15 protein-coding genes are annotated in these 20,047 nt (G+C 35.3%); 5 read left to right on the forward strand and 10 right to left on the reverse strand.

Annotated features, from left to right (window positions below; genetic code table 11):
* Nucleotides 1-123: 123 nt before the first annotated feature.
* From ACEN2H_RS05400 to ACEN2H_RS05410, 3 genes are read left to right on the forward strand one after another with little or no spacing between them, the layout of a single operon-like run.
* Nucleotides 124-1,638 (forward strand): peptide MFS transporter, encoded by a 1,515-nt coding sequence (locus ACEN2H_RS05400; protein WP_441731141.1) that lies wholly within the window; start codon nucleotides 124-126, stop codon nucleotides 1,636-1,638.
* Nucleotides 1,639-1,664: 26 nt separating this feature from the next.
* On the forward strand, nucleotides 1,665-3,470 hold the full coding sequence (locus ACEN2H_RS05405) for a peptide MFS transporter (RefSeq protein WP_441731143.1): 1,806 nt from the start codon (nucleotides 1,665-1,667) through the stop codon (nucleotides 3,468-3,470).
* 43 nt (nucleotides 3,471-3,513) lie between these two features.
* Nucleotides 3,514-3,975, forward strand: a complete 462-nt coding sequence (locus ACEN2H_RS05410; protein WP_441731145.1) for a thioredoxin family protein — start codon at nucleotides 3,514-3,516, stop codon at nucleotides 3,973-3,975.
* Between the two features lie 5 nt (nucleotides 3,976-3,980).
* On the opposite strand, the gene ACEN2H_RS05415 is transcribed toward ACEN2H_RS05410, so the two are convergent.
* The 4 genes from ACEN2H_RS05415 to surE all read right to left on the reverse strand — a co-directional run bounded on the left by ACEN2H_RS05415 (nucleotide 3,981) and on the right by surE (nucleotide 8,858).
* Nucleotides 3,981-6,017: a ComEC/Rec2 family competence protein gene (locus ACEN2H_RS05415; protein WP_441731147.1), complete on the reverse strand. Its 2,037-nt coding sequence runs from the start codon at nucleotides 6,015-6,017 to the stop codon at nucleotides 3,981-3,983.
* A gap of 43 nt (nucleotides 6,018-6,060) precedes the next feature.
* Nucleotides 6,061-6,582: a C40 family peptidase gene (locus tag ACEN2H_RS05420; protein ID WP_441731149.1), complete on the reverse strand. Its 522-nt coding sequence runs from the start codon at nucleotides 6,580-6,582 to the stop codon at nucleotides 6,061-6,063.
* A 37-nt stretch (nucleotides 6,583-6,619) separates the two neighbouring features.
* Entirely contained in the window at nucleotides 6,620-7,732 is a 1,113-nt protein-coding gene (gene lpxB / locus ACEN2H_RS05425) for a lipid-A-disaccharide synthase (protein ID WP_441731151.1), read from the reverse strand.
* Between the two features lie 346 nt (nucleotides 7,733-8,078).
* Entirely contained in the window at nucleotides 8,079-8,858 is a 780-nt protein-coding gene (gene surE, locus ACEN2H_RS05430; RefSeq protein WP_441731152.1) for a 5'/3'-nucleotidase SurE, read from the reverse strand.
* A 220-nt stretch (nucleotides 8,859-9,078) separates the two neighbouring features.
* On the opposite strand from surE, the gene ACEN2H_RS05435 reads away from it, so the two are divergent.
* Both ACEN2H_RS05435 and ACEN2H_RS05440 read left to right on the forward strand, forming a co-directional pair.
* Complete coding sequence (locus tag ACEN2H_RS05435; RefSeq protein ID WP_441731154.1) at nucleotides 9,079-11,352, forward strand: carboxy terminal-processing peptidase; 2,274 nt, start codon at nucleotides 9,079-9,081, stop codon at nucleotides 11,350-11,352.
* A 16-nt stretch (nucleotides 11,353-11,368) separates the two neighbouring features.
* Entirely contained in the window at nucleotides 11,369-12,475 is a 1,107-nt protein-coding gene (locus ACEN2H_RS05440; RefSeq protein WP_441731156.1) for an ABC transporter permease, read from the forward strand.
* Between the two features lie 277 nt (nucleotides 12,476-12,752).
* On the opposite strand, the gene rodA is transcribed toward ACEN2H_RS05440, so the two are convergent.
* Genes rodA through purH form a run of 6 tightly spaced genes read right to left on the reverse strand, consistent with a single transcriptional unit; the run spans nucleotide 12,753 to nucleotide 19,931 of the window.
* Nucleotides 12,753-13,988: a rod shape-determining protein RodA gene (gene rodA / locus ACEN2H_RS05445; protein WP_441731158.1), complete on the reverse strand. Its 1,236-nt coding sequence runs from the start codon at nucleotides 13,986-13,988 to the stop codon at nucleotides 12,753-12,755.
* A gap of 17 nt (nucleotides 13,989-14,005) precedes the next feature.
* Nucleotides 14,006-15,943, reverse strand: coding sequence for a penicillin-binding protein 2 (gene mrdA / locus ACEN2H_RS05450; protein WP_441731160.1), 1,938 nt, complete (start codon nucleotides 15,941-15,943; stop codon nucleotides 14,006-14,008).
* On the reverse strand, nucleotides 15,940-16,446 hold the full coding sequence (locus ACEN2H_RS05455; RefSeq protein WP_441731162.1) for a rod shape-determining protein MreD: 507 nt from the start codon (nucleotides 16,444-16,446) through the stop codon (nucleotides 15,940-15,942). The genes mrdA and ACEN2H_RS05455 overlap by 4 nt, the downstream gene beginning before the upstream one ends.
* On the reverse strand, nucleotides 16,439-17,263 hold the full coding sequence (mreC, locus tag ACEN2H_RS05460; protein ID WP_441731164.1) for a rod shape-determining protein MreC: 825 nt from the start codon (nucleotides 17,261-17,263) through the stop codon (nucleotides 16,439-16,441). Before mreC ends, ACEN2H_RS05455 begins: the two co-directional genes overlap by 8 nt.
* Nucleotides 17,264-17,321: 58 nt before the next feature.
* Nucleotides 17,322-18,350, reverse strand: coding sequence for a rod shape-determining protein (locus tag ACEN2H_RS05465; RefSeq protein WP_441731166.1), 1,029 nt, complete (start codon nucleotides 18,348-18,350; stop codon nucleotides 17,322-17,324).
* A gap of 54 nt (nucleotides 18,351-18,404) precedes the next feature.
* Nucleotides 18,405-19,931 carry a bifunctional phosphoribosylaminoimidazolecarboxamide formyltransferase/IMP cyclohydrolase gene (purH, locus tag ACEN2H_RS05470; protein WP_441731168.1) on the reverse strand — a complete coding sequence of 509 codons (1,527 nt, stop codon included), beginning with the start codon at nucleotides 19,929-19,931 and terminating at the stop codon, nucleotides 18,405-18,407.
* Nucleotides 19,932-20,047 lie beyond the last annotated feature (116 nt).

Raw genomic sequence — 20,047 nt, forward strand, 5'->3', positions numbered from 1 at the left:
TTTTTTTTTATATTGGCAACAGATGTCTTAATCCTGGGTTAGCAGCTGATATTGATTTCGCCTATAATTAAAGGTATAATATAAGAAGAATACTAAATAACAATACTAATCAAATTTTAACATATGTCAAACACGACTTCAGAAGCTCATTTAGAATCAACCTTATTCGGTCATCCTACTGGATTATTTATATTGTTTTTCACAGAAATGTGGGAGCGTTTTTCTTATTATGGAATGCGAGCCTTATTGGTTTTATATATGACAACAGAGACGATGGGAGACTCAAGAGGTGCAGGGCTTGGATGGTCAAGTCAAGAAGCATTGGCCTTGTATGGATGGTACACCATGTTAGTTTATGTAATGTCAATTCCCGGAGGTATGTTAGCCGATAAGGTACTGGGACAAAAAAAGGCCGTTCTGATTGGAGCAATCATTCTTTGTCTGGGACATGGGGTTTTAGTGTTTACACAAACTTGGGCGTTTTATGCTGGGTTGGGTTTGGTAATACTTGGTGTAGGCTTATTGAAGCCTAACATTTCTACAATGGTTGGTGGATTGTATCCACAAGGGGATATTCGAAGAGACAAAGGATTCAGCGTTTTCTATATTGGAATAAATACGGGTTCATTATTGGCTACTATGGTTATTGGTTTTGTTGTTATGAAATGGGGATGGCATGCTGGTTTTGGTTTAGCTGGAATTGCAATGCTTTTGGGACTTATTGTATATGTTTGGGGACAAAAATTCTTAGGTCATGTTGGTAATTTAGAAGTTCAAGAAGCCAATACTGTGGATGAAAGCTCATATGGTCTTCTTTTTCAGAATCTTCTGAAATCGCAAAAGCAACTATTGTTTACAGGAATTCTTTTAGTACTATCGATTGTTGGGTGGTATAATTTAGGTTGGGCCTTTGGATTGTTGTTTTTCTTCTTAACAATAATCGCCGCTTTAATGATGATGATTTACAAAGAGTTGACGTCACAAGTAGATAAGGATCGTTTTGTAGTTTTACTGCTTTCTTTTATCATGGTAATTATATTTTGGGGAGCATTCGAGCAAGCTGGAGGTTTAATGAATCTTTATACAGATACTAAAACAGATAGAATGCTTTTCGGTTGGCAAATTCCGACAGTCATGTTTCAAAGTCTGAATGCCGGTTTTATTATTCTTTTTGCAACTGGAGTAGCAGGGTTTTGGGCAAAACGTAAACTTAAAAATAAAGAAGCTTCTTCTATTTTTAAGATGGCTATGGGTATCATCATAATGGGTTTTGGATTTTTATTTATGGTTTTTGCAGCTATGCAGTTTGAAAGATCAGGATCTTCAAGTATGATTTGGTTAGTTATGGCTTATTTGTTTCATACTATTGGGGAACTGTGTATCTCTCCTGTTGCTTTGTCCTTCATTACAAAATTATCTCCAGTAAAATATGCGTCTTTAATGATGGGAGTTTATTTCGCGGCAACCGGATTAGGAAACAAAGTAGCAGGTATAATAGGTGAGTCTGCCAGTGATTTGGGCGAGTATTCTGTCTTTTTAGGAATACTAGTATTTACACTTGTTATTGGGTCTATATTTGTCATGTTGTTAAAGCCGTTGCAACGTCTAACTCACGGTGCGGAGGATAACGAAAAGTAACAGGTGTAAATAAATATTCTAAGTAAATGAGTCAAAATAATACAGACCAGTTTTTTAAAAGCACGGTGCTAGGGCATCCTGCAGGATTGTTCGTTTTATTCTTCACAGAAATGTGGGAACGATTTTCATTCTACGGAATGCGTTCATTATTAATTTTGTTTCTGACTGCCTCAACTATTGATGGTGGATGGGAATGGACAAGAGAAAATGCTTCTGCATTATTTGGATCGTATGTAGGATTGGTATATTTATCAACCATGTTAGGAGGCTATTTTGCTGATAAAGTCATCGGTTTTAGATGGGCGGTGGTTGTAGGGGCAGGTTTAATGACACTTGGGCATGCTTCGATGGCATTGGAAACAGAGTTTTCAATCTATCTGGGTTTAGTTTTATTAGTGTTCGGGAATGGTTTTTTTAAACCGAATATGACGTCTATTGTTTCTGAGATGTACAAAGATCGACCTGAGAAAAAGGACGGGGCATATACTTTGTTTTACATGGGTGTAAATGCGGGTGCTTTCTTCGGTATTTTACTTTGTGGATATTTAGGTGAAAAAGTGGGGTGGAGTTATGGCTTTGGATTAGCGGGAATCTTTATGTTTTTTGGCACATTACAATTTTGGCTGTCGCAAAATATTTTTGGTGATATTGGATTAAAACCCACACCCGAGAGTAAAGCCAAGGCTGATGCTGAAGATACTGATAAAAGGAACCCTTTTACCTCCTTAGAGTTAGGGATTATAGCGATATGCAGCACTCTTGGATTACTATGGATTATTAATGATCCTGCTTCTAAAATTTCGGATGGTCAAGTAAATATCTTCGGGTTTCTGGGAGAAAATGGCAATAACATTGCAATTGTTTCGGCTTTACTTTTGTTTATAGTTTTATTGGTCACTCGCTTGGTTAAATATTCAAAAATTACTAGAGATAAATTAATTGCGGTTACGTTTTTTGCGTTTTTGACGATTTTCTTTTGGGCTATTTTTGAACAATCACCAAATAGTTTGACAATCTTTGCAAGTGATTATACCAATCGAGTTTTGGAAGGAAATTGGAGTACTTTTTTCTTAATCATTAATACACTTATTACTATTGTTCCTTTGGCAATTATTACTTGGGTCTTATCTTTATTGTTTAAGCAGACTTTCAAAAAGTATGGGATTGCAAATATCATTCTAGGTTGTAGTTTTCTTATTATCTGGATCATCGCATTGTGGATGATTACCAAGGATTTTTATACTGCGGGTTATTTATCGTTGTCAGACGGTACACTTCAGGCATTGAAAATTGATAAAGTGACTGTTGCAATTACTGAAGTCCCTGCAACTTGGTTCTCAACCTTAAACTCTTTATTTATAATTTCATTAGCTCCTTTGTTTTCAAAGTGGTGGGAAAGTAAATACAACCCTTCTGCAAATATGAAATACGGTATAGGGATGTTTTTGTTGGCTATTGGAATGGCCTGTGTAGCTTTCGGATCTATGGGTATCGAGCCTGGAGCAAAGACAGCTTCTGTAAGTATGATTTGGCTGATATTAGTGTATCTTTTCCACACCATGGGTGAATTATGCATATCACCGGTAGGACTTTCGTATGTGAGTAAGTTAGTTCCCGCTAGGATGATTGCATTTATGTTTGGAGTGTGGTATCTAGCAGTTGCAATTGGTATGAAAGGTGCTGGTAAGTTTGGAGAAAATATTGATACAATAGCTAATGAACACGGATTGAGTTATTTCTTTTGGATGTTAACTGCAATTTCAATTGTTGTTGGATTATTTTCAATTATAATGAGTCCAGTAATGAAAAAGTTAATGCACGGTGTAAAATAAAAAATTAGCATTATATTTGTTATTGCATAAAAAATAAGGATTTATGAAAAAGACACTTTTATTATTCATTTTGTTTTTTGGTTTGGCTACGGCCCAGTCACAAGAACTCAAATGGCATACTGATGTTAAAGAGGCAATTTCTTTGGGAAGTAAAGAGCATAAACCGTTATTATTGTTCTTCACCGGAAGTGATTGGTGTGGATGGTGTATTCGTCTGCAAAAAGAAGTGTTATTGACACCAGAATTTGCAAAATGGGCCACTGAAAATGTTATCCTTGTCGAATTAGATTACCCAAGAAGGACATTACAAACGGCTGAAATAAAAAAACAAAACGGCGAATTACAGCAAGCTTTCGGTATTCAAGGATTCCCGACAATTCATTTTGCAAACGGGACTGATAAAGAAGGCAAAGTAAGTTTTGAGGGCTTAGGAAATACTGGTTATGTAGCCGGAGGTCCTGTGGCTTGGCTTGAAGTTGCAAATAAAATTATTAATAGAAAATAAAACTATTAATTTAGTTTGAAGAATCCCTTTTCGGCGACAGCGTGAAAAGGGATTTTTTGTTTTTCACAACTGGCTTTCCAATGTTTTTGAAGTATTTTGAAATTTGAGACGTCTGCCACTACGACTTTCGGTTTTAAGAGATGTAACATGCGGTCCATATTTATTTTAGGTGACTGGGTGATTATAATTATGTCTGGTTTTATATCCTTAGGGTAGTTTCCTAGACTGTCAAGAATAAGAATTTTGTTGTCTTTAAAAAAAGCGGTATTTTTAATTTCCTCTTTCCCTTTCAATGTACTGAAATTAGCAACTAAATAGGAATTCAGCACACTGTTGCTTTTAGCAGTTTTTAAGACGTTATCGTGAGCATACAGAACTACATTTTTACCATCACGGGTTACTACCATAGTGTTTTTTTTAAAATTGAAAAGAATCCATTCTTTTTGGTTTTTGTTGACCCATTGAGTCTTGATGTATGAAAACTGAATAGTCATGATAGAAATTAATAAGATCATGAGCTTGCCGTAGCTTGGTTTCTTAAACCAAGTAATTGCTGCTAGGATCAATAGATATGAACTAACCATCAAATAAATGTTGAGTGGAATGTCGCGTATTATGAATTGTTCGAATGACGCTATCACATTGATTATTTTATTGAGCAGATAGATTCCCCACTCCAAGGGCTTGGATAGAAAAAGTGGAACGAAGTTAAAGGCAGCCAAAACCATAACCAATACTCCTAAAATCATTAGGACACTCAGTAATGGTATAATGGCGAGGTTTGTTATAAAGAACAGCCCAGGAAACTGATGAAAGTAGTAGATGCTTAAGGGTAAGGTACCTATTTGTGCGGCGAATGAAACGGTAAGTATTCCCCACATATATTCAAAAGTTTTTATTTTAGGCGACCAGATGGAGGCAAGAAGTGGTTGGAACCAAATTATAAAAAATAAAGCAATGTAACTCAGCTGAAAGCCCACGTCGAATAAAAAGGAAGGTTGGAATAGTAAAATGAGAAAAACGGAAACTAATATTGTATGATATATATTGACGCTTCTCCGTAAATGTTGTCCAATTGCGACAAACGAAAACATAGTGACTGAGCGGACCACAGAGGGCGCCAGACCGGCGATTAATGCAAATGAGAACAAGGAAGCTAGAATGATGGTCAGTTTTATAAATGAACCCTTCGGGCTGTTTGGAATCGGTTTTAGCAAAAAGCTAATAAAGAGCAAAATAAAACCAACATGAAGCCCAGACACAGACAAAATATGGACTGCTCCAGCGTATTGGTAATCTTGGATGATTTCTGGTGAAACATCTTGTTTCTGCCCCATTATTAAGGCGATGGCTACGTTCAGTTCAGTCTTGTTGAAATTGCTTTTTTGTAGATTATGGATGATAGAAGTCCTTAGTTTTGAACTGTAGTACCAGATGTCTTTTTTATAGTCGGGACTAATGGTGATCGACTTTTTATCCGCGTACAGTTGCGCGTAAATTTGTTTCTTTTCGAGATAGGCACTATAATCAAATTGGTTTGGATTATTTGGGGGTTTGTTTTCATAAGGAACTCCTCTAACCTGTAGCGAAGCGCCGGTTTCGAATTCATATTTCAAGCTGTTTTTCCGAACATTCAAAAGTATCCTCCCAGAGCATTTCTTATTATCAATATGATTGATTAGAGCGATATACCGGTCATTAAAATTAGTGCTTTTTAATTTCTCTCTGATGACAAGTGATAAAAGGTGAGGTTTCTCAAAAAAGCTTCTTTCGTGGATATAATTTGCTTTTTGATAATAATCGGTGTGTACAATTTGTGTAGTTATGCCCACGAAAACTGAGGCAATGTAAGTCGCCAAACCAAAGTAAAAGCTAGTGCTAAAAGTGTTTTTCTGGGCAAAATAACTAATCCCCAAGAAAAGAAGACTAATCAACAGCAACCCAAAGATTGTCGTTAGTTCGGGTTTTAGGTAAAAGGCGAGTAGTAGCCCCAGTACAAAACCAATAGTAATTCGTGCTAAGGGGAACTGCAGTACTTTCATAGTTCTAAAGTACAGCTTTTTAACAAGATAAAATTTATTTTTTTTATTCCAAAATTCGGTTCAGCTGGGCAAATGTTTTTTTATAATAGGGCTGTTTGGTAGAGGAAATAATTACCCCTTTAGAAGTGGAGGTGTGTATGAACTTTATCTCTTGATCATTGACTTCAGTCACTATGCCAACATGGTTTATTTGAGATCTGTTATTTGTTTTGAAAAATATTAAATCTCCTTTTTTAGCCTCATCAGTCTTTTTACCGAAATCGGTACCTGTTTTCGATTGCTCAATTGAAGTTCGGGGAAGTTTAATGTCAAACTGGCTAAAGGTCGAGTATACTAAACCCGAACAATCAAATCCGGACTTGCTTGTTCCCGCAGTTTTGTATTTAACCCCTATATTTTGTGATGCCGAGTCTACTATTTCGTCAATAAGTTTGTCTGTTTTGCTTGAGCTTAAATTATTTCTGGTTTTATCCGGTGTTTTCTCTTTAGAAGTTAGCATCGCCGATGAAGGTTTACAGGAAGTAAAAACGGCAATCAACAGTAATATGTATAAAAGTGGCTTCAAAAGTTATAGTTGTTTTTTGTTGAGTTCAATCTTCGTATTACTTTAAATCAGCGATTATTAGTTTAGCGGTTGTTTCACTAGCTCCAATTCCGCCAAGTTTTGCTTCGAGTAAGTCATATTTTTGCAAAAGCTGTTTACGGTGACTAGGTTCCAATATTTTTTCTAATTCCATCTTGATGTTTCTTGTGTTGAAATCGTCCTGTATCAATTCGGTCACGACTTCCTCGTCCATGATTAGATTTACAAGCGAAATATATTTTAGAGTGATGATACGTTTTGCAATTTGGTAAGAAGCCCAGCTGCCTTTGTAGCAGACTACCTCAGGCACCTTGAAAAGAGCAGTTTCGAGTGTAGCTGTTCCAGAAGTGACCAAAGCAGCGGTTGCTATTTTCAATAAATCATAAGTTTTATTCGATATGAATTTTATGTTCCCATTAGAAATAAATTTTTCATAGAAAGAGTATTCTTGACTCGGGGCTCCCGCAATCACAAATTGATAGTCAGGAAATTCATCTACAATACTTAACATCACGGAAAGCATTTTTGTGATTTCCTGTTTTCGGCTGCCAGGAAGTAACGCGATGATTGGTTTTTCATTTAACTGATTTTCGTCCTTAAAAACAATTGGGTCAACTATAGCTTGGCTATGAATTGCGTCAATTAAGGGATGACCGACAAATTCTACTGGAAAATTATGTTTCTCTTCGTAGATTTTTTTTTCAAAAGGTAAAATAACATACATTTTATCGACATCGCGTTTGATATCGACAATCCTATTTTCTTTCCAAGCCCATATTTGTGGGGAAATATAATAATGTGTCCGGATACTGCGTTCTTTCGCCCACTTAGCAATACGCATATTAAATCCAGGATAGTCAATAAATATAATTACGTCGGGTTCAAACTCTAGAATGTCTTTTTTGCAAATCTTGATGTTAGCTAAGATTGTTTTTAGATTAAATAGCACTTCGACAAATCCCATGAAGGCTAATTCTCGATAATGCTTCACCATTATACCACCCGCATTTTGCATCAAATCACCGCCCCAAAAGCGAATATCTGCATTATTATCTTCCTTAAATAAAGCTTTCATTAAGTTAGAACCATGCAAATCGCCCGATGCCTCTCCGGCTATAATGTAGTATTTCATTTCTTAAGGATGTGAATTGTAATTTTATTTGTGCTAACAAAATTAGTTATTGAATATTCAGAAATCAAACTATTTGGTTGTTTTAAACAATCAAAGTAAGTATTGCTATAAAAATGACCACCAAAAGAATGCCGCGTGCCATAGGCTTCTTTTTTAATTTCAATAAAACAGTAAAAATAATCAAGTCAAGAATACTGGCGGGGGTGATTAATTTTCCAAGGGGACCTTGAAAACTAAAGGTTTTCACGACAGCTATAAATCAAAGTCGGTAAATAATATAATAAAAAGGTAAATGCCCAGTAATCACTGAAGAAGACTGATTACGAACCCTACTATTTTGTCAATTTTATTCATTCCATTTCCAAGTGTTAAGTAACTGTGACGCATGATGCGCAGTTAAATCGAATTGTACTGGCACCACGGATACATAACCGTTTGCGAGAGCCCACTCATCCGTGTCTTCTCCTTTATCTTGGTTTACGAACTCGCCCGCTAGCCAGTAATAATCTCTTCCCTGGGGAGTTTGTCGCATATCGAATTTTTCTACCCACATAGCTTTAGCTTGACGACAAACTTTTATTCCTCTTATATTTTCTTTTTTCAGTTTTGGAAAATTTACATTCAACACTACTCCCTGAGGTAAATGATTTTCCAAAACTTCTAAGGTAATTTTTCGAATAAAAGGTTTCATTGTTTCAAAATCTGCATTCCAATCGTAATCTAACAACGAAAATCCTATAGCGGGAATTCCCTCAATGCCTGCTTCGACAGCGGCGCTCATCGTTCCTGAATAAATTACGTTGATAGAAGAATTCGATCCGTGATTGACTCCAGAAACGCAAAGGTCTGGTTTTCTTTTAAGGATTTCATTTACAGCTAATTTTACACAATCGACTGGAGTTCCGCTGCAGCTGTATTCCGTAATTACATCGTTTTCCTTTGATATTTTGTTTAAATATAAAGTGTTGTTGGTGGTAATGGCATGCCCCATTGCGCTCTGTGGTTTATCAGGTGCTACAACTATAATTTCGCCAATATCAGACATTACGGCAATTAATGCTCTGAGTCCTGGGGCAGAAACACCATCATCATTAGTAATTAGTATTAAAGGTTTAGCTATGTTCATTATCGGATGTTTTTTTGTTGCTGGATTTAAGTTATAAACATGCTGTAAAGACTCAGATTAGTTATGGCAGCCAAGTATATTTCTAACAAAGAAAACAAAAATTATTAACTTGAAAGATTAAAGTCAAAACAAAAAAAACAATTTATATCTTTAACAAAAATTTATGTGGCTCTTGGAAACGTTGGCATAATTTTTACCGTACTTTAGTTCAAAAATTTGGATGAATACAATTATTAACTTTATGAAAAGGAATTATAAAATACTTCTTGTAGTTACCGTGTTGTCGGTGACATTATTTGCATTTAAAATTAAATCAGGAGTTGATTCTAACCCTGATAAGGATAAGTTGCTGTTGGAATTACTAACTTTTGTGATTGAGAAAGGGCATTATGATCCAGCGACAATAGACGACGAATTTTCCAAAGGGATATATAAAGATTACGTTCAGGCCCTAGATCCTTCAAAACGGTTTTTCCTTCAGTCAGATATTGATGAGTTTTCAAAATTTGAAACCGAATTGGATGACCAATTGATGAATAAAGATTTGACTTTCTTCAATCTTACGTATGACCGTTTGATGAAAAGAATGGACGAAAGCAAGAAGATATATAAAGAAATTTTAAGTACTCCGTTTGATTATGCAGTAGATGAGAGTTTTAATACAGATTATGATAAAGCGCAGTATACTAAATCTGTGGCGGAACTTACTGATAGATGGAGAAAACAAATTAAATTATCAACCCTTTCTTCCTTAACAGATCGCTTGAAAGTTCAAGAAGATAAAAGTAAGGGTTTAGTTGATCAAAAAAGCGCAGACAGCCTGTCAACTGCAGAACAAAATGAAAAAATTAACAAAAACGGGCCAGAGAAAATAAAGGATAGCGATTTAGGTGAGGGTGGAAAATCTAAAACTTTTGCAGAATTAGAAAAAGAGACTCGTGAAAACGCTAAAAAAGCATTAGATGAATATTTTGGTTTTATGAATGATTTAGAGCGTGATGACTGGTTTTCAGTATATGTAAACTCGATTACGGCTCGTTTTGATCCTCACACCAATTATTTTGCGCCCGAAGAAAAAAGTCGTTTTGACGTTAGCATGAGTGGAACATTAGAAGGAATTGGCGCACGTCTTCAAAAGAAAAATGATTTTACGGAAATTTCTGAGCTTATTTCAGGTGGTCCTGCTTGGAGAGGAAAACAGCTGGAAGCTGGAGATCAAGTGATGAAAGTAGCCCAAGGTAATGAACTTGCTGTTGATGTTGTTGGGATGCGTCTTGATGATGTTGTTAAAAAGATTAAGGGTCCTAAAGGTTCAGAAGTACGTCTTACCGTTAAGAAAGTTGACGGAACAATTAAAATTATTTCTATAATAAGGGATATTGTTGAGATTGAAGAAACCTACGCCAAATCAAGTGTCGTTAATAAAAACGGATTAAAATACGGTGTGATTTATTTGCCTAAATTTTATATTAATTTTGAAAATAAGGACGGCAGGGATGCTGGAAAAGACATTGCTTTAGAAGTTGAAAGATTAAAAAAAGCAGGTGTAAGTGGTATTGTACTAGATGTTCGCGATGACGGCGGAGGATCACTATCCACTGTTGTAGATATTGCGGGACTATTTATAGAACAAGGTCCAATTGTGCAAATCAAGTCTGCAGGAAGAAAAAAAGAGGTGCTTTACGATAGGGATAAAAAAATTGAATGGGATGGTCCGTTAGTAATAATGGTAAACAGTTTTTCAGCTTCGGCTTCAGAAATATTGGCTGCAGCGATTCAAGATTATAAGAGAGGAATTATCATTGGAAGTAAACAAACGTACGGTAAAGGAACCGTTCAAAACGTGATTGATTTAAATCAATTTGTACGAAATAGTGAGGTAGGTGATCTAGGTGCGTTAAAGACGACTACTCAAAAATTTTATAGAATTAATGGCGGTTCAACGCAGCTGGAAGGGGTGAGTAGCGATATTGTGATGCCGGACAGATATGCCTATTTGAAAATGGGTGAACGTGATATAGATAACGCAATGCCATGGGATAAAATTGAGTCGGCTGAATATAGTGTTTGGGATAAAACAGCTAATTTTAACAAAGCGATATCGAACAGTAAAAGCCGAATTGAACATAGTTCGCAATTTAAATTGATAGAGGAAAATGCGAAATGGATTGATAGTCGTAGTGAAGATAATACTTATAGCCTGAACATGAAGAAATTCAAGATAGCTCAAAGTGCAATTGAGGAAGCAGCTAAAAAATATAAGCCTATTTCTAAATATAAAAATTCATTGCAGTTTTCGTCTCTACCTTATGAGCTAGTGGAAACTACCAAAGACAGTATTCTAAAAGAAAAAAGAGACAGGTGGCATGAAGCCTTATCTAAGGATGTTTATGTTGAAGAAGCGTTAAACGTTTTAGACGATTTGCAATCTAAAGCCGGACTTAAAAAGGACCTTCCAGCCAAAATGGAGAAAGAAAAACTAGCTAAGTCATAGGCATAGCCTTCTTTAAATGAATAATACTACACAATCTTTAACTGCTATTGCGCTCCATAAATTCAAAAAGAATTTTTGGGGCGTTTTTAGTTTTGGGTTTATCTTGATTTTACTTTTTGTTTCTATTTTTGCATACGTAATCGCACCCGATAATTCAGAAAACGCAAACCAGATGCATCTATCCATTCATTCTAAACCACCAGGTTTTAGTGTAAAGATATTATCTATTCCATTAGACCGGAAGCCCAAAAAATCACTTTTAAATTACTTTCTTGGTTTTCCCAATACAGTTACCGAAGTTGCAATTGAAAGTTATAAAATCATTGGTAGTACTATCGAGTATGTTGAATATTCTGATGAGGCCTCATTAAAAATCATAAAACAGCTTGATTTGGAAGCCTTTTTTGGAAAACAATCTATCGCGTCAGTTGAGCAAGATTTGATCAAGAAAAGAACGTTTTACCTAGGGACTGACAAGTATGGAAGAGATTTATTAAGCAGAATGTTAATCGGTTCTAGAGTGTCAATCTCTATTGGGATTGTAGCGGTTTTGATTTCTTTAATTGTCGGAATCTTTTTTGGGTCAATTGGCGGTTATTTTGGTGGTAAAGTTGATGCCGTAATTATGTGGCTTGTTAATATCATCTGGTCCATACCTACACTTCTTTTGGTCATTGCGATTACTTTGGCTCTTGGGAAAGGGTTTTGGCAAGTTTTTGTTGCTGTCGGCTTAACAATGTGGGTCGAAGTGGCGCGTGTAGTTAGAGGTCAGGTTATCGGTATTAAGGAAATGCAGTATGTTACCGCTGCACGAGCACTGGGTTTTGGTGATTTCAGGATCATATTTAATCATATTTTACCTAATATTATGGCGCCGGTAATTGTGATATCGGCAGCAAATTTTGCTTCAGCAATATTAGTGGAGAGTGGATTAAGTTTTTTGGGTTTAGGTGCGCAACCACCAATACCAAGTTGGGGAAGTATTATTAAGGATCATTACAGTTATATTATTCTTGGTAAACCCTATTTGGCTATGGTGCCGGGTGTTGCTATAATGCTTTTAACCTTAGCTTTTATGATGATGGGAAATGCGTTACGCGATGCACTTGATGTTAAAGAGTAATGCAGTTTTGTAAAATTTCTCGGTTATAGAAATGGAAATGTGATGTGACTTTCTTCTTGTTGTAAAACAAGTGCTAAAAAAGTTGCTGTTAAATACTCGTTGGAAAGTTTGATTAGTTAGTCTTTTTTTCGGTTTTGAATTCTTTTTGCCATTATGTTGATGATGTAGTAATCGCTTTTCTCTATAATTTGGAATTCAAAGTCGAAAATAATTTAGAAGAGAGAATTTATTAGTAAATAAATTTTTCAAACTAATAGTGTGTTGTAATAATTTCTACTTACCACTCATTTACTTTATTGGCATCCATTTTTAGGAAGATAAATAGTAAAATAGTAAAGCCCCACAAGCCGGAACCCCCGTAAGAAAAGAAAGGTAGCGGAACTCCAATGGTTGGAAAAATGCCAATAACCATGGCGATGTTCACAAAGAAATGGATAAATAATATACCGGCAACACAATAGCCATAAACCCTACTGAATTTTGTTTTTTGTCTTTCCGACAAGTAAATTACTCTAAGAAACAACCCAACAAATAGAGCGATTACAGCTAAAGAACCTACAAATCCCCATTCTTCACCCACGGTGGTAAAGATGTAATCTGTGTGCTGCTCTGGTACAAATCCCCCTTTGGTTTGCGTACCCTCAAGAAAACCTTTACCTAGCCATCCTCCAGACCCGATTGCAATTTCAGATTGGTTTGTATTATATCCAATTCCTTTTAAATCTACTGTTTTACCAAGTAAGATATTAAAACGATCGCGATGATGTTGTTTAAAGACATTTTGGAAAACATAGCTTACAGACAAAACAAATCCTGACATTAATGCAAAGAGAATACCGCTTAAGAAGATGTTCCGGTCTGCCGGCCGAGATTTAAAATGAACAATAGTTATTATGAGTAACGCAAGCAGTATTACATATTGAGGCTCTAATAAAAGGGTTAGCATAAACAGTAAAATGGTGATGAACCCTGTCCAAATATACCATGAAGGTAGACCTTCTCGATATAATACAACTAGGAAAACACTGTATATTAAAGCGCTTCCTGGGTCCGGTTGCGGCAAAATAAGAAGGACTGGTAAAAATACAATTGCAAGCGCTTGTATTTGACGGTTGACTTCCTTTAGGTTTATTTGGGAGTCACTTAAATATTTGGCTATAGCTAATGATGTAGCGGCTTTCGCAAATTCAGAGGGTTGAATTGTAAAACTTCCGAGTGCATACCAACATCTTTGTCCTGCTATAGTTTTTCCAAACAGAAACAATCCTGCTAGTGATAACAAAGAAATCACAAAGATAATGCTTGCATATTTCTCATAAAATTTTCCGTCAATACCTAAAATAATAAAAATTAATGGAATAGTTAATAGGATAAATGCAAACTGTTTCTGGTATGTATCCTCGATAGAAGATAATGAGGAGGAATATATGTTCAACCAGCCCATTATTACTAATACGCTGTATATGATAATACAAGTCCAGTCAAGGTTTTTCTTTATGCTTTGGTTTTTCATTTGAAATGAATCTCTTATTAATTTTGCTTAGTAGAGTCTATCACTATCTCTATTTCTGTTTTTTGCGTTTTGTTTTTAACCGTAGAGTCTTTAGGAGTACTTTCTATATCAATTCCTTCCTTCATGCCTCCCAATATGGCATATCGATCTTTTAAACTGATATTTAAAACTCTCGTTTCTAAATCGGTTCGCGTTATTTTTTTTCTAAGATATTTTTCAATCATCAAACTGGCAATTGGTCCCGCTATTGTTGCTCCAAATCCCCCATTTTCCACGAGAATGGCAATAGCAATTTTAGGATTATCTTTTGGGGCAAAAGCCACAAAAATAGAGTGATCCTTAAGTTGAATTTTTTTTCCTCCAATTCTAGCAAAATTTTCGGCCGTCCCTGTTTTACCGGCAATATCTATACCCTCAACACGGAGTGAGCTAGCCGTTCCTAGATTATAAACGTCAAATAAGCCACTTATCATGGGTTTAAAGTGTTTTTTATCGATGGTAGTTACATGTTTTTCAGTAAACTTTTTATCTATGCTTGTACCCTTAATTTTTTTGATGATATGGGGAGTATAATAATAGCCTTCATTAGCGACAGTTGCCATCATATTAGCTAATTGAATAGGTGTCATTAAAACTTCCCCTTGACCAATAGCATTTGAGATGATAGTAGTACCTCTCCATCCGCCGTTAGGATATATTTTCTTGTAGGTATTAGAATCTGGAATATTTCCTTTCTTACCAGTAGGCAAGTCATATCCTAAAAAATCACCTAGTCCAAAGCTTTTTACATGATCGCTCCAAACATCAACGGCATAAGAGGGTTTTACATATTTAGCTATAGTTTTCAGATAGACATTCGCAAAATAAGTATTACAGGAATTATAAATTCCGTTATTTAATTTGTGCGGACCGAAACCGTGACATTTCATAAATCGGCCTCTGGCGTAACTAAAACCATGATGACACATAAAGGTTGTTTCCTGATCTACAACCCCTTCTTGCAACCCTATTAACCCTGTTAGTATCTTAAACGGAGAGCCAGGGGGGTATTCCGCTAATAATCCCCTGTCGTAAAGTGGTTTTGCAATGGAGTCATAGTACAAAAGGGTGTAGTTTCTAGATCGCTGTCTTCCAACCAGAATGGAAGGATCGTAAGATGGAGCAGTCACTAAAGCTAATATTTCTCCTGTTTTGGGTTCAATTGCTACTATTCCTCCTCTTTTATTGATCATTAATTGCTGCCCGTATTTTTGGAGTTCAGCATCAAGTGTTAGATTTATGTCTTCTCCTTGTACGGCAATGGTGTCATATTTACCCTCTTTGTAAGAGCCTATTACTCTATTGTATTTGTCTTTTTGAAAGTATTTAACACCTTTTATTCCGCGCAAGACTTCTTCGTAACTTTCTTCAACTCCTTGTTGGCCAATTAAATCACCACTATTATAGTAAGGATTCTTAGCAATTAGTTTCTCGTTAACCTGGGTTATAAAACCAAATACGTTCGCTCCAAAATCCACTTCATAATCACGTAGCGAACGCTTTTGAACGTAAAAGCCTTCGAATTTTCTTATTTTTTCTTGAAAAGCAGCAAATTCGCTTTTGTTTAATTGGGGTAAAAAAACAGATGGTAGACGGGGACTGTATACCTTAGCTTTAGCTATTGTTTTTATATAGTCCTCTTTGGTAATGTTCAGTAATTGGCAAAATTCTAAAGTATCGATATTTTTTAATTCCCTTGGAATTACCATGATATCGTAAGATGCTTGATTTGAAACTAACAGCTTTCCGTTTCTATCGTATATGTAACCTCGTTCAGGATAGTCATATTTTATTTTAATGGCGTTATTGTCTGATTTTAACTTGAAAGTGTCGTTTATGACCTGCAAATAAAATATTCGTATCACTAGCAATAATGCTGCAACAATAATCATAGACGGCAGCAGTAGTTTTCTCATCTTTTATTGGGCTTAATCAGGTATATTATTATAATACAAGTGATGATTGTGAATGCTGTACTCAAGACTGTTCTCAATAGAATATCCCAAAAGAAACTAATTTGGAAGGCTTCTAAAATAAACAACGTAACATGATGGATGACAACTGACATTAGTATAAATGAAAAACGTTCAGGGGTCAAAACATCATTTAATTTTATTGTTTGATATTCATAACTAACACCAAAAGAAAATTTAAATAGTGTTGGTCGTACATAAGCCAAAATCAAGCAAGCTGTTGCATGAGTTCCTCCCGAATTAGAAAAAAAATCCATCGTGAGGCCCAATAAAAAACTGGCTAAGAGAAGACCGGATCTGTTTCCGTTCACGGGGTATAGTATTATAAAGAGTATGTATGGCAACGGAATTATATACCCTAAGAAATTCATATTACTAAATATGACAATTTGAATGGTTAATAACAAAATAAACCGAGAAATATTGACTAACAATGTGCTATTCATTTTTCGTTGTTTTTTCTAGATTATTAAGTTCTTCTCTATCCTTGCTTTTTATTATGTAAACATGACCTAAATTAGTCATGTCATTAAAAAGCTTAACATTTATAGTGTAATAATGTGTTTGATTGTCAATTTCAATTTTATCTATTGTTCCGATATTGATATTCTCAGGAAAAATAACAGATTGCCCTCCAGTAACTATGGTGTCACCTTTTCTAATAGCTGCTAACCTAGGGACATCGATTAATTGAACAAAACCAGTACTTTTGGCATTCCATACTAAAGATCCGAAATGGTTGGACTTTTTTATTTTGGCGTTGATTCGTGATCTAACATTAAGAATACTTACAACTGTTGAATACTTTGGGGAGGTCTTATCGATTATTCCCACTAGCCCTAAATTGTTGACAACGCCCATGTCTGGTTTTACGCCTAGCAAAGAACCTGAATTTAAAGTTAAAAAGTTCTCATGAACATTGTACGAGTTGTGAATTACCTTTGAAACTAATACGTCGTCTGGCAATTGCACCTTTAGATTCTCAAAGTTTTTAATAGCTGCGGAGTCTGTGGTTTTAAACAACATACTTTTTAGCCTTGCGTTCTCAAGAGCTAAGGACTCATTTTCTGTACGTAAATTCAAGTACTCTCCTACATTGTAGATTTTTTCGTAAACACCCCCGCTTAAAAAATTAGCGGAACTGATTATTTTACTTTTATGATAAGAATGCGCTTGGATTGTCAGCAAAAACGATATCGATAATAACAGCAAAAACAGTAGTCTACTACTGTTTTTGAATATAAAATTAAATATTTGCTGCATTCTTTTTTTGGATTATTTTATTTCAGGATACTCCTCTATCTACGAGATTATAAGAACCTTATTTTATTAAGATACTTTTAAATTTCGCAATATTTTTGAGAGCCATTCCTGTTCCGCGTACTACTGCTCTTAAAGGGTCTTCAGCTATGTAAACAGGTAAGTCTGTTTTTTGAGAGATTCTTTTGTCTAGTCCTCGCAACATAGATCCTCCACCTGCAAGATAAATACCAGTGTTGTAAATGTCTGCAGCTAATTCAGGCGGAGTTTGAGATAAAGTTTCCATCACAGCATCTTCAATTCTTTGAATTGATTTGTCTAATGCTTTTGCTATTTCTCTATAGGAAACTTCAACTTGTTTTGGTTTACCAGTAAGTAAATCTCTTCCTTGAACAGACATGTCTTCTGGAGGAGTTTCTAAGTCTTCAATGGCTGCTCCTATTTGTATTTTTATTTTTTCAGCAGTACTTTCTCCAACAAAAAGATTGTGTTGGGTACGCATATAATATACAATGTCATTTGTAAAAACGTCACCAGCAATCTTTACGGACTTGTCACAGACAATTCCGCCTAATGCAATTACTGCAATTTCAGTCGTTCCACCACCGATATCTACTATCATGTTTCCTTTTGGTTGCATAATATCAATACCGATACCAATAGCTGCTGCCATAGGCTCGTGAATTAGATAAACTTCCTTTCCGTTTACTCTCTCACATGATTCTTTAACCGCTCTCATTTCAACTTCAGTAATTCCTGAAGGAATACAAACCACCATTCTGAGTGCTGGTGTAAACATTCTCTTTTTTAACGCAGGTATACTTTTTATAAACAGACTGATCATCTTTTCTGAAGCATCAAAATCAGCAATTACACCATCTTTCAAAGGTCTTATTGTCTTAATGTTTTCATGCGTTTTTCCTTGCATCAAATTGGCTTCTTTACCAACAGCAATGATTTTACCCGAGATCCTGTCACGGGCAACAATTGAAGGACTATCAATTACGACTTTATCATTATGTATGATTAAAGTATTAGCGGTACCAAGGTCTATCGCGATATCCTCAGTCATGAAATCAAAAAATCCCATAAGTCTTTTAGGGGTTTAAAAGTTATAAATTATAAGCTAACAAAGTTAAACAAATTAATGCTTAAAATGACGTGTTCCAGTAAATACCATAGCAAGTTTATTTTCATTGCAATAATTGATGCTTAATTCGTCCTTTATTGATCCTCCGGGCTGAATTACAGCAGTTATACCCGCATCTTTTGCAATTTCTACACAATCTGGAAAAGGGAAGAAAGCATCACTTGCCATAACGGCTCCGTTTAAATCAAATCCAAAAGTTTTTGCTTTTTCAATTGCTTGCATCAAGGCATCAACTCTTGAAGTTTGACCAGTGCCTGATGATATAAGTGTTCCGCTTTTTGCAAAGACAATCGTGTTTGATTTTGTGTTTTTGCAAATTTTTGAAGCGAATATTAAATCTAGGATTTGCTGTTCAGTAGGACTTGTTGTAGTAACGGTTTTCAAGTCTGCTTTATTGTCTGTAATAGTGTTCCTTTCTTGAATAAGAAGTCCGTTTAAACAAGATCTAACTTGCTTTTGAGGTAACTCTACTTCATTTTGAACTAAAATAATTCTATTTTTCTTTTCTTGTAAAATGATAATTGCTTCCGCATCATATTCGGGTGCAATAACTACTTCACAAAATAATTTATTTATTTCAGTTGCTGTAGCTACATCGATTTTAGTGTTTGCTATTAACACTCCACCAAACGCAGATGTTGGATCGCATGCCAGTGCAGCAACGTAAGCCTCGCTTATGGATTCTCTTGTAGCTAGGCCACAAGCATTATTATGTTTTAAAATAGCAAAAGTAGGTCCGTCAACTTTAAATTCATTAATTAAGCTTACTGCAGCATCTACATCGAGTAGGTTGTTGTATGATAATTCTTTCCCATGTAATTTTTTAAACATAGCGTCAAAATCACCAAAGAAATAGCCTTTTTGATGTGGGTTTTCGCCATATCTAAGAATTTGACCATTTGCTACACTTGCTTTAAAAATAGTTTCGTCAGTGTTGAAATAATTAAAAATAGAAGTGTCATAATGGGATGAAACATGAAAGGCTTTTGTGGCTAACAATTTTCTGTCAGCTAGAGTTGTTGCTCCATTTTGTTCAGTGATTAAATTCAATAGCATTCCGTACTCATCAACAGAAGCTATAATTACTGTGTCTTTGAAGTTTTTTGCAGCAGCACGAATCAATGAAATGCCACCAATATCAATTTTTTCAATAATATCAGCTTCACTTGCTCCTGAAGCAACTGTTTTTTCAAAAGGATACAAGTCAACGATAACTAAATCAATTTGGGGAATATCAAACTCCTCCATTTGCTGCACATCACTTTCGTTATCTTGGCGGTTTAATATACCTCCAAAAACTTTCGGGTGTAATGTTTTTACTCTACCTCCAAGTATTGAAGGGTAAGAAGTGACATCTTCAACTGGGACAACGGGTATCCCTAAGTTTTTTATAAAATCTTCTGTTCCACCTGTAGAGTATAAAATTACATTTTGAGAATGTAGTTTTTTTACAATTGGTTCAAGACCGTCTTTTGAAAATACAGAAATTAATGCAGATTGAATCGTTTTAGTTGTGTTCATTGTGTAGTTGTAGTTATAAAGCGCAAAAATAGTTTTTTTTTGATTATAAATTTCATAGAAGAGTTGTAACATTTTCTTAAATAGTTATACCAATCTATCGAAGCGTTTTTTATTAG

The organism is Flavobacterium sp. W22_SRS_FP1, from assembly GCF_052113685.1.
Taxonomy (GTDB): Bacteria; Bacteroidota; Bacteroidia; order Flavobacteriales; family Flavobacteriaceae; genus Flavobacterium.

What these genes read in the sequence shown, in the direction of transcription:
- ACEN2H_RS05440 (WP_441731156.1), top strand. Translation starts at nt 11,369, where the DNA reads ATGAATAATACTACACAATCTTTAACTGCTATTGCGCTCCATAAATTC.
- purH (WP_441731168.1), bottom strand. Translation starts at nt 19,931, where the DNA reads ATGAACACAACTAAAACGATTCAATCTGCATTAATTTCTGTATTTTCA.
- ACEN2H_RS05410 (WP_441731145.1), top strand. Translation starts at nt 3,514, where the DNA reads ATGAAAAAGACACTTTTATTATTCATTTTGTTTTTTGGTTTGGCTACG.
- ACEN2H_RS05435 (WP_441731154.1), top strand. Translation starts at nt 9,079, where the DNA reads ATGAATACAATTATTAACTTTATGAAAAGGAATTATAAAATACTTCTT.
- ACEN2H_RS05455 (WP_441731162.1), bottom strand. Translation starts at nt 16,446, where the DNA reads ATGAATAGCACATTGTTAGTCAATATTTCTCGGTTTATTTTGTTATTA.
- lpxB (WP_441731151.1), bottom strand. Translation starts at nt 7,732, where the DNA reads ATGAAATACTACATTATAGCCGGAGAGGCATCGGGCGATTTGCATGGT.
- rodA (WP_441731158.1), bottom strand. Translation starts at nt 13,988, where the DNA reads ATGAAAAACCAAAGCATAAAGAAAAACCTTGACTGGACTTGTATTATC.
- ACEN2H_RS05465 (WP_441731166.1), bottom strand. Translation starts at nt 18,350, where the DNA reads ATGGGATTTTTTGATTTCATGACTGAGGATATCGCGATAGACCTTGGT.
- ACEN2H_RS05405 (WP_441731143.1), top strand. Translation starts at nt 1,665, where the DNA reads ATGAGTCAAAATAATACAGACCAGTTTTTTAAAAGCACGGTGCTAGGG.
- ACEN2H_RS05415 (WP_441731147.1), bottom strand. Translation starts at nt 6,017, where the DNA reads ATGAAAGTACTGCAGTTCCCCTTAGCACGAATTACTATTGGTTTTGTA.
- ACEN2H_RS05400 (WP_441731141.1), top strand. Translation starts at nt 124, where the DNA reads ATGTCAAACACGACTTCAGAAGCTCATTTAGAATCAACCTTATTCGGT.
- surE (WP_441731152.1), bottom strand. Translation starts at nt 8,858, where the DNA reads ATGAACATAGCTAAACCTTTAATACTAATTACTAATGATGATGGTGTT.
- mrdA (WP_441731160.1), bottom strand. Translation starts at nt 15,943, where the DNA reads ATGAGAAAACTACTGCTGCCGTCTATGATTATTGTTGCAGCATTATTG.
- mreC (WP_441731164.1), bottom strand. Translation starts at nt 17,263, where the DNA reads ATGCAGCAAATATTTAATTTTATATTCAAAAACAGTAGTAGACTACTG.